General features: G+C 70.5%; 7 protein-coding genes and 1 pseudogene. 2 read left to right on the plus strand and 6 right to left on the minus strand.

Features of this window, described 5'->3' with window-relative positions; all coding sequences use genetic code 11:
* Nucleotides 1-232 precede the first annotated feature (232 nt).
* Complete coding sequence (gene eccCa, locus ACZ6SQ_RS12705; RefSeq protein ID WP_469560258.1) at nucleotides 233-4,255, plus strand: type VII secretion protein EccCa; 4,023 nt, start codon at nucleotides 233-235, stop codon at nucleotides 4,253-4,255.
* The gene (locus tag ACZ6SQ_RS12710; protein WP_469560112.1) at nucleotides 4,252-6,732 is read left to right on the plus strand and encodes a hypothetical protein; all 2,481 of its coding nucleotides are present in this window, start codon (nucleotides 4,252-4,254) and stop codon (nucleotides 6,730-6,732) included. Before eccCa ends, ACZ6SQ_RS12710 begins: the two co-directional genes overlap by 4 nt.
* Nucleotides 6,733-6,791: 59 nt before the next feature.
* On the opposite strand, the pseudogene ACZ6SQ_RS12715 reads toward ACZ6SQ_RS12710, so the two are convergent.
* The 6 genes and pseudogenes from ACZ6SQ_RS12715 to ACZ6SQ_RS12740 form a co-directional block, all read right to left on the minus strand.
* A pseudogene (locus ACZ6SQ_RS12715) lies at nucleotides 6,792-6,911 on the minus strand (transposase); the annotation flags it as partial.
* A gap of 464 nt (nucleotides 6,912-7,375) precedes the next feature.
* Entirely contained in the window at nucleotides 7,376-8,077 is a 702-nt protein-coding gene (locus ACZ6SQ_RS12720) for a hypothetical protein (RefSeq protein ID WP_469560114.1), read from the minus strand.
* Nucleotides 8,074-10,293 (minus strand): hypothetical protein, encoded by a 2,220-nt coding sequence (locus ACZ6SQ_RS12725; RefSeq protein WP_469560117.1) that lies wholly within the window; start codon nucleotides 10,291-10,293, stop codon nucleotides 8,074-8,076. The genes ACZ6SQ_RS12720 and ACZ6SQ_RS12725 overlap by 4 nt, the downstream gene beginning before the upstream one ends.
* A gap of 50 nt (nucleotides 10,294-10,343) precedes the next feature.
* On the minus strand, nucleotides 10,344-11,174 hold the full coding sequence (locus tag ACZ6SQ_RS12730; RefSeq protein WP_469560120.1) for a hypothetical protein: 831 nt from the start codon (nucleotides 11,172-11,174) through the stop codon (nucleotides 10,344-10,346).
* Nucleotides 11,175-11,278: 104 nt separating this feature from the next.
* Nucleotides 11,279-11,941 carry a Crp/Fnr family transcriptional regulator gene (locus tag ACZ6SQ_RS12735; protein WP_469560122.1) on the minus strand — a complete coding sequence of 221 codons (663 nt, stop codon included), beginning with the start codon at nucleotides 11,939-11,941 and terminating at the stop codon, nucleotides 11,279-11,281.
* Nucleotides 11,942-11,991: 50 nt separating this feature from the next.
* Nucleotides 11,992-12,567, minus strand: coding sequence for a Pycsar system effector family protein (locus ACZ6SQ_RS12740; protein WP_469560126.1), 576 nt, complete (start codon nucleotides 12,565-12,567; stop codon nucleotides 11,992-11,994).
* Nucleotides 12,568-12,948 lie beyond the last annotated feature (381 nt).

Genomic DNA, 12,948 nt, shown 5'->3' on the forward strand with positions numbered 1-12,948 from the left:
GCGCGCACCTCCTCCGCTTCTTCCCTGCCGCAGTGGTCAACGCGTCCGCCCGCCGCCGGGGTTCACCCGAAGACGCCGTACGGACGGGTTGAACCGTCCAGCACCTCCCGTCCGTTCCCGACTGACGAGGAAACCGCACGGAGTCGACCGCCAGGCGTGGGCCAGGTGTGAGGAGCGTCGTTCGTTGACCGTGGTGCAAGTCAACCGCCCACCGCGGCGGCCGGGTCCCGAGATGCCGGACGGCGAGATCCAGCTCCAGGAGCCCCCCGGCCTGCCCGAGAAGCAGAGTGGCCTGGGCAGCATCATCACGATGGTGCCGATGGCGCTGTCCTCGCTCTCCATGGTCTTCATCTTCCTGCGCCCCAACGGCGGCTTGATGACGTACATCGCCATGGGCACCATGGCCGTGTCCGCGATCGGCATGGTCGTCACCCAGATCCTTCGCGGCAACGCCGACCGCAAGCAGGAACTGACCGGCGAGCGCCGCGACTACCTGCGCTATCTGGCACAGATGCGCAAGCAGGTGCGCAAGGAGATCCACCGTCAGCAGGAGGCTCTGGCCTGGCGCCACCCCGACCCGGCCGAACTGCCGTTCCTGGTGCGGACCTCGCGCCTGTGGGAACGGCGCTCCTCCCACCCCGACTTCAGCGACGTACGGATCGCGCTGGGCGCCCAGCGGCTCGCCGTGCGCCTCGCCCCGCTCGCCACCAAACCCGTCGACGACCTCGAACCGCTCAGCGCCCACGCGCTGCGCCGCTTCATCCACGCGTACGGCTCCGTCGCCGACCAGCCCGTCGCCATCCATCTGCGCGGCTTCGCCCATGTCCTGATCCGCACCGACGCCGACTCCGAAGCCGACGCCCGCTCCTCCTCCACCGACGGCAGCCTGCCCACGGGCGAGACCGGGGCCGGCACCGGGGACGACCGCTCCCGCGCCCTGGTCCGCTCGATCCTCGCCCAGCTGGCCACCTTCCACGCCCCCGACGAACTGCGCATCGCGGTCGTCGCCGCGCCCGACCGGCGCGCCCACTGGGAGTGGACCAAGTGGCTCCCGCACGCCCTGCACCCCCAGGAGACCGACGGCGCCGGGCCGCTGCGGCTCGTCGCCGCAACCATCGGCGAACTGGAGCAGCTGCTCGGCGAGGAGTTCGGCGCCCGGCCGTCCTACGAACCCGACACCACCCCGAGCCGTGACGAGCCGTACACCGTCGTCGTGCTCGACGGGGCCGTCTTCACCGCTCCCCACCGTGCCGCGCTCGGCGGCTACCGCAACGCCACCGTCGTCGACGTCGGCTCCACCCTGGCGTGGAAGCACAGCCGGCTCACCCTCCGGCTGCGGATCACCGGCACCCCCGACGGCCCCGGCGCTCTGGAGATGGTCGGCGCCGACCGCAACCGCAAGGACGAGATCACCCCGCTCGGCGTCCCCGACGGCCTGACCGCCGTCGCCGCCACCCGGCTGGCCGCCGCCATGGCCCCGTACCGGCTGGGGGACAGCTTCGACGCGGGTGAACCCCTGGAGACCGACTTCGATCTGGCGGGCCTGCTCGGCATCCCCGACCTGCACCGCTTCGATGCCAAGGAGCAGTGGGCGCGGCGCAACCAGTCCAACAAGCTCCGGGTCCCCCTCGGCCTCGGCCCCGACGGCACCCCCATCGACCTCGACATCAAGGAATCCGCCCAGGGCGGCATGGGCCCGCACGGCATGCTGATCGGCGCCACCGGCTCCGGCAAGTCCGAACTGCTGCGCACCCTCGTCCTCGCCCTGGCCCTGACCCACTCCTCGGAGATCCTCAACTTCGTCCTGGTCGACTTCAAGGGCGGCGCCACCTTCCTCGGCCTGGACGGCCTGCCCCACACCTCCGCCGTCATCACCAATCTCGCCGACGAGGCCGATCTGGTGGACCGTATGCGCGACGCCCTGCACGGCGAGATGATCCGCCGCCAGGAACTGCTGCGCGCCGCCGGGAACTACGCCTCTCTCCTGGAGTACGAGACCGCCCGTGCCGCCGGCACGCCGCTGGACCCGCTGCCCAGCCTCTTCGTCGTCGTCGACGAGTTCTCCGAACTGCTCTCGGCCCACCGCGACTTCATGGACCTGTTCGTCATGATCGGTCGGCTCGGCCGCTCCCTCGGCGTCCACCTGCTGCTCGCCTCCCAGCGCCTCGACGAAGGACGCGTGCACCAGCTGGAGTCCCACTTGTCGTACCGGATCGGCCTGCGCACCTTCTCCGCCATGGAGTCACGGGGCGTGCTGGGCGTCCCCGACGCCTACCAGCTCCCCTCCCAGCCCGGCAACGGCTACCTGCGCAGCGACATCTCCACCCTCACCCGCTTCAAGGCCGCCTACGTCTCCGGCACCTACCGGCCCAGGCGCCGCCCGGCCGCCCGCCGTTCGGTCATCGAGGGCCAGGTCGTCGCTCTCGGCACCGAGTACGTGGCCCCGCACGTGCTGCCCGCAGCCCCCGAGCCGGAGGAGGAGACGGCGGCCGAGGAGACCGGGACGCTCCTCGCCGTCGCCGCCGCACGCCTGGCCGACGCCGGTCCCCCCGCGTACCAGGTGTGGCTGCCGCCCCTCGACGTGCCGCCGACCCTGGACGAACTGCTGCCCCCGATCGGACCCGACCCCGAGCACGGCTTCACCGCCGGGAGCGCGGCACGCGGCACGCTCAAGGTCCCCGTCGGCGTCGTCGACAGGCCCTTCCAGCAGCTCCGCGACCTGCTGGTGGCCGACCTGGGAGGCGCCGACGGCCACATCGGCATCGCCGGGGCCCCGCAGTCCGGCAAGTCAACCCTCATCCGCACCCTGATGACGGCGCTCTCCCTCACCCACACCCCGGCCGAAGTGCAGTTCTACTGCCTGGACTTCGGCGGCGGCGCACTGTCGAGCCTGCGCGGCCTGCCGCACGTCGGCGGGGTCACCGGCCGGCACGACCCCGACCGGGTCGTCCGGACCGTCGCCGAGGTCAACGCGGTCATCACCCGCCGCGAGAAGTACTTCGCCGAGCTCGGCGTCGACTCCGTCGCCGCCTTCCGCCGCAGGAAGGCGGCCGGCGAACTCCCCGACGACCCGCACGGAGACGTGTTCCTCGTCATCGACGGCTGGAACACCCTGCGCCAGGAGTTCATGGACCTGGTCCAGCCCCTCACCCTCATCTCCCAGCGCGGTCTCAACTACGGCGTCCACCTGCTCGTGGGCACCACCCGCTGGGGCGAGATCACCGGCGCCCTGCGCGACCAGCTCCAGACCCGTTTCGAACTGCGCCTGGGCGACGCCGTGGACTCGGTCGTCAACATGCGGGCGGCGGCCAAGGTCCCCAAGATCCCCGGCCGCGGACTGACCGCCGACCAGATGCACTTCCTGTGCGCACTGCCCCGCATGGACGGCATCGGCTCCGTCCACGACCTCGGCGAGGGCGTCGCCGACCTGGTCGACGTCGTCGCCGACCACTGGAGCGGTCCGCGCGCCCCCGAGGTCCGGATGCTTCCGCTCCTCCTCGACGCCGCCGATCTCCCCGAGCCCCACGGCTCCCTGCGGATCGCGCTCGGTCTCGAGGAGAACGACGTCCAGCCGCTGTGGCACGACTTCTCCCAGGATCCGCACCTGATCGTCGTCGGTGACAGCGAGACCGGCAAGACCAACCTGCTCAAGCACATCGCCACCCAGATCATGCGCGCCTACACCCCCGACCAGGGCCGCCTGATGCTCGTCGACTTCCGCCGCGAGATGTATGAGACCGTGCCCGAGGAGTACCGCCTCGGCTACGCGGTCTCCGCGGACCCGCTGCGCCAGATGATCACCGGCGCGGGCAAGGCGATCGCCAACCGCGTCCCGGCCGCCGACATCACCCCGGACCGGCTGCGGCTGCGCGACTGGTGGAGCGGCCCGGAACTCTTCGTGCTCGTCGACGACTACGATCTGGTGGGCGGTTCGATGTCGGCCCACCCCTTCGCGGCTGTCCTGGACAACCTCGCCCAGGGCGCGGAGATCGGCCTCCACATCATCGTCGCCCGGTCCGCCAACGGCGCCGGCCGCGGCCTGTCCGACCCGCTCCTGCGCAAGCTCCAGGACGTCAACACTCCTGCCGTCCTGCTGTCCTGCCCGCCCACCGAGGGCTACCTCTTCGGCGCGACGAAGCCGAAGGTGCTGCCCACCGGACGCGCGCTGCACATCACCCGCCGCCGCACGGTGCAGCTCCAGACCCCGCTGCTCGGCCCCGACGGCCGGACCCCGCAGAACGGACACCCCGGATGACCGCCGCCGCCCCCGGATCGGGCATGCACCCCGTCGGCCCGCACCTGGCGATCGCCTCGGAGGAGACGACCGCCGCCCTGACGCCCGTCCTGAGCGGGCTGCCCCCGTTGCCCGGCGCCCTCCTGGTACTGGCCGCGGCGCCGGACGCCGCACCGGTCCTGCGTCGCGCCCTGCCCGACCTGGTGGCCCTCGCCTCAGAGCGTGGCGCGACCCGTCTGGTTCTCGCCGCCTCGGGCCTCGCCGCGCGGGGACCCGGCGGCAGCCGCCCGGTGCAGGCGGTCGCCGCGGCGGCGGACTTCACGGTGGTCGCCCCGGACGGCGTGGTCAGCGTCGAACCGGACGGCACGCTACGACTCGCACAACCGGGCACCTGGTGGCGGGCGGAACCGGGGGCGGAGCCGTACGAACTGGGCCCGGACTGGCCCCCGGAGGACCCACGGCCGCAGAGGGAACCGCAGACGCGGGAGGAGCCTCAGCAGCGGGAGGAGCCTGGGCTGCGGGAGGAGCTTGAGCAGCGAGAAGAAGAGGAGCCGCGAGAAGAAGAGGAGCCGCGAGAAGAAGAGGAGCCGCGAGAGGAGGAGCGGGAGACACAGGCACCGCTCCCGCCCCCGGCGCCGCCCGTCCCCGTCGTTGCGGAGTCCCAGGACGGCGCGCACGGAATCGGAGCCACGCCGACAGGGGAGCTGGGAGAGGAGCCGGGGGAGGCGCCGTCGGAGCCCGCCCAGGAGCCGGAGGAGGAGCCGGCCCAGGAGCCCCGGGAGGAGCCGGCACAGGCCCGCCGCACCGTTCCGGGCGGAGTCTGGCTGGGAGGACCGCCCGAGGCGGTCGAAGCCCTGATCGGCGTCCGCCCGGACACGTACTTCCTCGGCGTCGGATCACCGGCCCGCCCCGCACCACCCGCCGCCGAACTCCTGGAACGGGTACCGGCGGACGCGGCCGACGCGCGACACCTCGTGCTCGCCGCGCCATGGGCCGACCCGTCCGACCTCGTCGCCATGGCGGTGGCGCTCGCCGACCGCCTCGACCGTACGGTGCGGGCCGCGATCGGCCTCCCTGTACAGACGGCCGACGACCACGCCACCACGTTCCTCGACGAACGGGGCGCGCCCACCTGGCAGCCCCTCCTGCTGGAGCTCGCCGCCTCGCCCGCACACCACCGCGTGGTGCCGTCCGCGTGGCTGCGGCCGTCCGGCGCGGAGGCGACGGCCCCGGCACTGTACGAGTGCCCAGGCCTGGAAGGCTGGTTCCTCGAACCCGTCGCGGCCGGATTCTGGCTGCGCCCGGCGGACCGGGTGACGGACGCCCGCCCCCGTACGGTGCGCCCCGACCGGGCCGGCCCGGTCCTGATCGTGGGCGACGGGGAACGGTCCCTCGGCCCCGAGGTCAGGCCTGCACTGCCCGGGGTACTCGCCGCGCTGCCCGACCCAGGCACGACGGAGCCGTACGGACTGCAGCTCCACGGCCATGCGTCCGACGAGGACCAGCCGCGTTCCTGGGCGCGGGAACTCGACCTGCGCTGGCTGGGCTGCACGAAACCCCGCCCGGCGCCGACGCCCGAGCCCGACGCCGAACCCCGTACCGGACCGGTTCCGCCCCCCGCCGCGAGCGAAGCGACCCACGCGGCCCCGGCATCGGCCCCGGCCCCTGCCCCGACCTCGGCCCCGGCGTCGCAGGAGCCGGAGCCCCCGACGGGAGAGACTCCCGTCACCCCACCTGCACCGAACGGCCGCAGCGGCCCGGACGACCGGGCGGCTCTCCGGGAACTCCTGGGCGAGAAGTACCACATCCTCGCCAGCAAGGCCGAGTTGCTGACGTCACGGCTGCCGTCGCTGCGCTCCGCCGCGCAGGACGGCCTCAAGCCGGACATGGTCGCCATCGCGCTGTACCAGGCCGACGCCCCCGGCCTGGGGTCCCGTGCGGGGCTGGCCGAGGCCGCGCGGTCTGCCGCGCCGAGCTCCTTCACCCCGCTGCTGCGCTGCCTGGAATCAGGTCTGCGTCGCCTGCCGGGGCACTACGGGGCGGTCATGCTCGCGGCTCCGGCGGAGCGGGTGCCGCTGGACCGGTACGTGCCGGGAACGGTCCTCGTCGAGCCCGCGGCGGTGGCGGCCGTCCCTGCCTGCGACGCGGAGCTGGAGGGCGCGGTCGAGTTCGGGATCTGGTCCACGACGGGCCGCCGCACGTCCGTCTTCCTCGGGGCGGACGACGAGCCGGAAGTGGTGTTCCCCCCGGGCACGGCCTTCTCCGTCCTGGCCCTGCGTCTGTCGGAGGAGGACACTGCGCCGATCCGCGTCCTGCTCCGCGAGATCTCCCCCGCGGAGACGGACCGTGCGGACGACCGCTTCCGGAAACGCGACGAGCAGGCCCGTACCCGGCTGTCCGAATGGTTCGAGCGCAGGGACATGCTGGATTCCCACGACCGCCGCCCCCTTCCGGACGCTTCCCGCTTCCACGTGGCCCCCGGAGCGGTCCTGGACTGAAACGCCGTACCGCTGCGGGCCAACTCGGCCGTCCCGGTGCCCCGGTTTCGCGGGGCCTCGTCGGTGATGGTGTAGATGGTCTGCTTGGACACCTCGGCTCCGTAGACCTCGGCCAGGTGGGCGGAGATCTCGCCGTGCGTCAGCCCCTTCGCGGACAGCGACAGCACCGTCTCGTCGACACTCCCGCCGCGCTCGCCGTCCCGGAGACGGAGACCCACGCCTCGACCGCAGCCGGAGCGTAGACGTCATGCACGTGCCCGCCCTGATCGGGCAGCTGAAATCAAGGCGCGCAGATCGAGAGCCCGCTTTTTGGGTGGCTTCACTGGTTCTGCAGGCCGTTCAGGGGAGCGTCGAGGACGGCGGGAGCAAGGGCCGCTGGGGGTAGCTCCGTAGCCGCCCACTGTGCCGGATGCCCTTTAAGTGACTTCTGTGGATGGCGGGTTGGCGGGTTGGTGGTCTCTGGTGTCGGTGGTGGGTTGTGGTTGGTGGCCGTGGAGGCGGTAGGGCATGTCATCGGGGTGACGGTGCATGCGGGCTTGGCGCCAGGCGGTGTCGTAGGACAGGGGGGTGGTGCTGCGTCGCTGGATGATCACGGCCCGGAGGCTGGTGAGGGGGTCGAGGACGGCCCGCCACAGAGCGAGTTTCATGGGTGGGCTTTCCACTGCGTCGCAGGGGCGAACGCGTCGGGTCCTGGAGTGATGGCGTCGGCGGGCAGGCTGCCGCCGTTGAGGAGTTTGAGCGAGTCGAGAAGGGCGAGCATGGCCTGTTGCTGCTTCTCGGCGTCGTGGAAGCCGTTGCCGAGCTGCTCCCACTGCTGCATCAGCGGGGACCACCATCGGTCGCAGGATGTGATCAGCCGGGCGAGGCGCTGGAGTTCGGCGACGTGGTCGTCGCTGATCGCTCCGGGGGAGTGGTGCTCGAGCCGGTCCAGGACGACGAGGCCCGGATGGTCGTAGAGGTGGGCTTTGAGGAAGCGCAGGCGGCGGATGCGGTGGTCGTCTGCCTGTTGCTGTTCCAAGAAGTCTGCTGCGTCGGGCGGTAGTTGCAGGACTGCCCGGGCGGAGATCAGACGGTATTGCGCAGTGCGACGTCCGTGAGGCAGGGCGGCGTTGACGGCGTCCTGGGCTGCGGGGAGGTCGGTGGCCGGCAGGCAGGCTGCGGCGTCGAGTGCCGAGGCGTGGACGTGGGTGCGGACGGCTTCTTCGACGCACGGCTGGCTGCGCCGGTGGGGGCGCCAGTGGATGGTGTAGAGGGCTTGGAAGCTGATGCCGTCCGTGGCGGTGGGCAGCAGGCGCGGCCGACTGCAGGTAGTGGTGCGAACACGGTGCTGCCATGGCCATCTCATGCGGCGTCCCCCGGCGGCGGGAAGACGGAGCGGAGACGGACATCGACGAGGTGGTGGTAGAAGTCGTCCGCGACGCTTGCACCCTCGGTGGTGGATAGGCCCTGCAGTTCCTGCATGAGCGAGGCGCCGGCTTGGAACATGTTGTGCCCTCGCAGGGCGGGCAGCAGCTGGTCCCGCAGCTGTGGGTACAGCTCGGGGTCGTCGGCGCATGCACGGATCCATGCGGTCAGACGGGGGACGATCTCGGTCGTGGTGTCGGGGTCCTTGAGCAGGTCGTGCACGGCGCGGACAGCGTCGATGTCCGATGCGGATGGGGACATAAGCCACGGCATGCCGTCGTCGTTGAGGAAGGTCAGCGCCATGAACGCGAGGCCGCCGCTGCGGGCGGAACCCTTGTCCTGCTGCCAGCTCCTGACCTCGGCAACCAGCCGCCGCTTGACTTCAGGCTGGCCGGCCAGCTCTTGGAAGACGGTCAGGACACTCCTGCGGGTGTCCGGATCATTGCTGGACTGTGCGACGCGCCGCAGACGGACCATCGCCATCTTGGTGGCCGAGCCGGTGACGTCCGGTTCCTGGAGAATGCGTCGGCAGACTTCGATCACCACGGCTGCGTACTCGGACCGGCCGCCGGCCCACCGGTACAGCATGCTCCAGGCGAGGCGGCCGACGTGTTCATCACGGACCGCGTTGTCCATGACGGTGCCCAGCACGTCCGGGCGCACCCCGCTGGTGATTTTGCCGAGACGATCGAGGTATTCCACCGTCCCGTGCCGCAGGGTCAGCTCTGTCAGTACCCCTACGGCACGGTCCTCCGGAGAGGCGTCTGCAGCTGTGCCGACCAACCAGACGATCAGCGGATGGCGCATGACGTCGTAGTTGTCCCAGACGTACTCGAGCACGGCACGGCCGTAGGCAGGCCTGTCGAAGACGACGACGTCCTGATTGTTGACGTCGGCTCCGACATCGATGATGCGGCGGCGCAGTCCCCGGCTGGAGAACGCGCTGCGCACCGGCGAGAGCGCCCCAGCGGGGGCAGGTTGACTTTCGATGCTTTCCTGCAGCTTGCTCGCACTGCGGGTCACCTGGGGCATGGGAGCGGACTGCCACACGGCCAGAGCCAGAAGCAGGCAGCGGTCTTCCAGAGTCAAAGAGGCGCTGCCGCTGCTGTGCTGCGCTGTGGATTCTCCGAACCGGGAGTCGAGTTCACCGCGCCAATCGGTCAGCGCCGCTTCGATGCGCTGGACCAGCGTGAGCGACTCGACGGCCTCGTCGGCGACCGGGTGCCCGGGCTGCTGCTCGAGGTGACGGTGCTCCTGCCAGGCCTCCACGACCGTGCGCGCGGCGCGTGCAGCGGATACGGCGTTCATACCACGCACGCTGGCCTGTGCCCGGGCCGATGAACGCAGCACGGTGGTCAGGCGGCTGTAGCCGTGGGCGTCCAGGTGCGCCTCGATCAGGGCCAGGGCGTCGGGGGCCTGGCGCAGGCGCAGAACGTGGATGCCGCTGCGCTCTCCCAGCCGGTGGTCGGTCCACAGATCCTCCGCCACGGACAGCACCAGATGTGAGCGGGCACCGCGGAGGCTCTCAGCATGCTTGGACAGCGCATCGAGGAAGTCGGCCGACAAGGCGTCGTTCGCCGGGTGCTTCAGGTCGAGCTGGTAGGCGTGGTCCCTCTCCAACGGCAGGCGGCCCCTGGAGGGGCTGCTCCAGTCCGCGTCCAGTTTCACCAGGGGGACGTGGTCGGGGGTGTGCTCTGCCAGCAGTCGCAGACTGAGCGTCGTGGAGCCGAACGCGCGTGGTGCGACAACGATGAGTATGGGCTGGCGGAGACCGCCTGCGCCCGGGTGCAGAGCCTGAGTCCACAGCTCGGTCCAGTGGTCGTTGCGGACGAATGGCTGCTGCAGAAGGGTGACGCGGTCCTGGACGTCGCCTTCCAGCAGGTCCCGTGTGCGGGTCTCGAGGATCAGCTCGTCGATGTGTTGTGCGACGACGTCGACATGACGATGCACGTGGATCGCGCCGTCGCCCGCGTGCAGAGTAGGTCGTTCTTCCCGGCTGGCAGGAGCAGTATCCGGGGGAGTGGGGGGTGTGCTGGTGTGGCCACTGTCCGCGCGCGCGTCTTGGTTGCGGCGCCAGGGCGCCTTCCAGCCGTGGGGTGCGGGCGTTTCAGGGGCAGGCTGATGCGGGCGGGCAGGATCGTTCGGGACATCGGACATGAGGACACTCCAGGAGAGCGAAGCGAGGTACGGGCCAGCGCGGATACCGGTCAGCGATGCGGATACGTGTTGCGCACGCGTTCGATGTGACCGCCCACCGTGGCCCCGTACAGCGGTGCGTGGAACTGAATGCCGCCGCCCTGGGAGGCGGATGCTGCAGACGGAGCGGCGCCGGACGGCCCGGGCGCGGCAGAGGAACCGGCCCCGGACGAACCCGGGCTTGGCTCCCCGCTCAGGTACGGCGTGATGGCAACGCCGGGCATGCCGGGCACGTGGAGATGGCACTGCGCCTGGTAGCCCGGCTTGTCACTGACCCGAGCGGTGGCCTGCGCGAAGTGCAGGGGCGCCAGCTCAGCGGTGTAGCCGCCGTAGACGCACCGCTGGTAGGCGGTCTCGGACAGGACACCGGCGAGGAAGGAGCCGGTGTCAGCCGCTGACTGCAGAGCCTGACGTACGGCCTGGCTGTCGAGGAGCCGGCTGACGTCAACCAGGGCGTTGCCACTGCGGAGCTCGGGCCCGGTCACGGGACCGGCATGCACGGCCACCCGCAGCCGCACGAGGGGACTGCTGGCCAGCCGTCGCTGGTCATAGTGCCTCAAGGCGGCACTGAGGCGCCCGAGCAGGGGGTCGATGATCCGTGCGAGGACCTCGGGAGGGAACAGCAGGATTGCGCCGTCCCCACCGTCCTTGTACGAGTGGGACAGCGTCTGGGGATCCGGCAGTCCGCAGTCGGCGAGCACGCCGGCCACGATGACGTCCACGTCGGACCGCGTGCTTTCCATCATCGCTTCGGGGATCTGGCTGTACTTCTCCATGTCGAAAGCCAGCAGGGCGAACTCGGCGGGAATCTGGGTTTCTTCCGGGTGCGGCGACGAAGACATGCGGGCACCGGCCTTTCAGCACGAGCGGTCAGATGAGTGCCCCATGCTGCTGCGGTCCAGCCGACGCCGGTGCCCACCAGTGGGCATGCCCGGCATGCTGCGCATCACGTCTGCATCTGTGCGTGTGACTGAATGGCACTAATGTTGCAGACGAGCAGCCCGCCGCCTGACGCGGTACGCACCCAGCCTTCCTCCCGCCACGGTCGAAGAGCCGATCCGACAGCATTTCGGGACGCGCCGATCAACTGGGACAGCTCAGCCTGGGTCAAAGGAACGGAATGCTGCGCCGACACGGTTGAGGAGGCCTCGACCAGGCGGCAGAGAGCCGATGCCAGACGCACGGGAACGGATGCCGTGGCGAGCTCGAACCGGACCGCGTCTGATTCCCGTACCCGAGCGATGGCGTGGCGCAGCAAAGGGGGCAGCAGCTCGTGCGTGTTCACGAACTTGAGGAATTCAGGAGCCGGCACGATGTGCACGTGACAGGCTTCCGCGGCGATGACTGTGGCTGTCCGCGGCCTGTCGTCGAGCACGGCCAGCTCGCCGAGCAGCTCGCCAGCCCCCCGTACGGCCAGAAGCGCCTGCCCCCCACTGGCCCCGGCCAGCGTGACCAGCGCTGAACCAGAGTCCAGCAGGATCACGTGCGTTGCAGGATCTCCCTGCCGCAGCAGCACGCTCCGTGCCGGGCGCACGCGCTGTGGCGTCAGCGCTCGCAGGCGGCTCCACAGCATTTCGCCGATCACCTGGACCCGCGGCGGCTGATACACTCGTCCCCCTGGTGCGATTTGGGTGGTTCATCACATACGTTGAGATCCTCTCAATTGAATGCGCAACTGCTCAACAGTCCCATTCCGGCCACCAGTAGAGCCACCAGGACAAGGTCGCCAGCCAAGCGGACCAAGCGGAGCTTCCTGTCAGCCAACTGAGACAAAGCCTGCAGCCGGAGCTCTTCTCTCTCCTGCCTGACAACTAGGCTGGTCAGCGGACTACTTGTACCAGAACCGCATCCGCCATCCCCACACGATTCTCCGGCCAGTACCCTGCGGAGCCCACCCGTCGGCAGCACCGGACGCAACGCCAGCAGCGCAGCACCCACTGCAGTAACAAGCAGAAGACAGCTGACAGCCAGCACAAACACCGCCCCCAAGGCGACGCTTGTCTTCTGCGTAAGCGCAGCCACAGACAGAGCCAGCAGGCCACCGGCTACCCCGCACAGGGTCGTCGCCTTCGTGTCCGCACGCTGCACTTCGGCAAAAGCCCGTCCGTCGAGCTCTTGTAGAAACTCCGCGTAGGAGTGACAGCCGTCCACATCGCCGCAATCCACAGCAACTCCTTCCGCTACGTCCTGCCTCACGGAAGACCCTGCCTGTCCAGAACGGGAACGGCTGCCCACCAAGGGGCCAGGACCGTGCAAGGTCAGTCACTGTACGGAGCGCATTCCCAGGACAGCCTCCAGCGCCACAGCGGCCCGGAAAGTAGGCATGTGGCGCAGCGCCGCAGGGCGCGTTTCTCACCTCCCGCAAGAGTGTTTGGAGGGTGGCGTCCACGTCCCGGTTGAGACCTTCGGCTGCTTTGAGCTCGCCCTGCAGCCGACGCAGCGCCCGCCGAGCAGCAGTCAGTTGCTGCTGCATGGCCGCCTGGTCCCCGGCCACCGCGCCCAGGAAGTAGGGGAGCGTGGTGCGCAGCGCGACGAGCGCAGGACGGCGGCGGGAGCGGCGAGCAGGACACGTCGGGGAAGGGCACGCATCTGGGTGTCTCCAAACACTGGACGCCA

Source organism: Streptomyces sp. NPDC048600 (assembly GCF_055587025.1).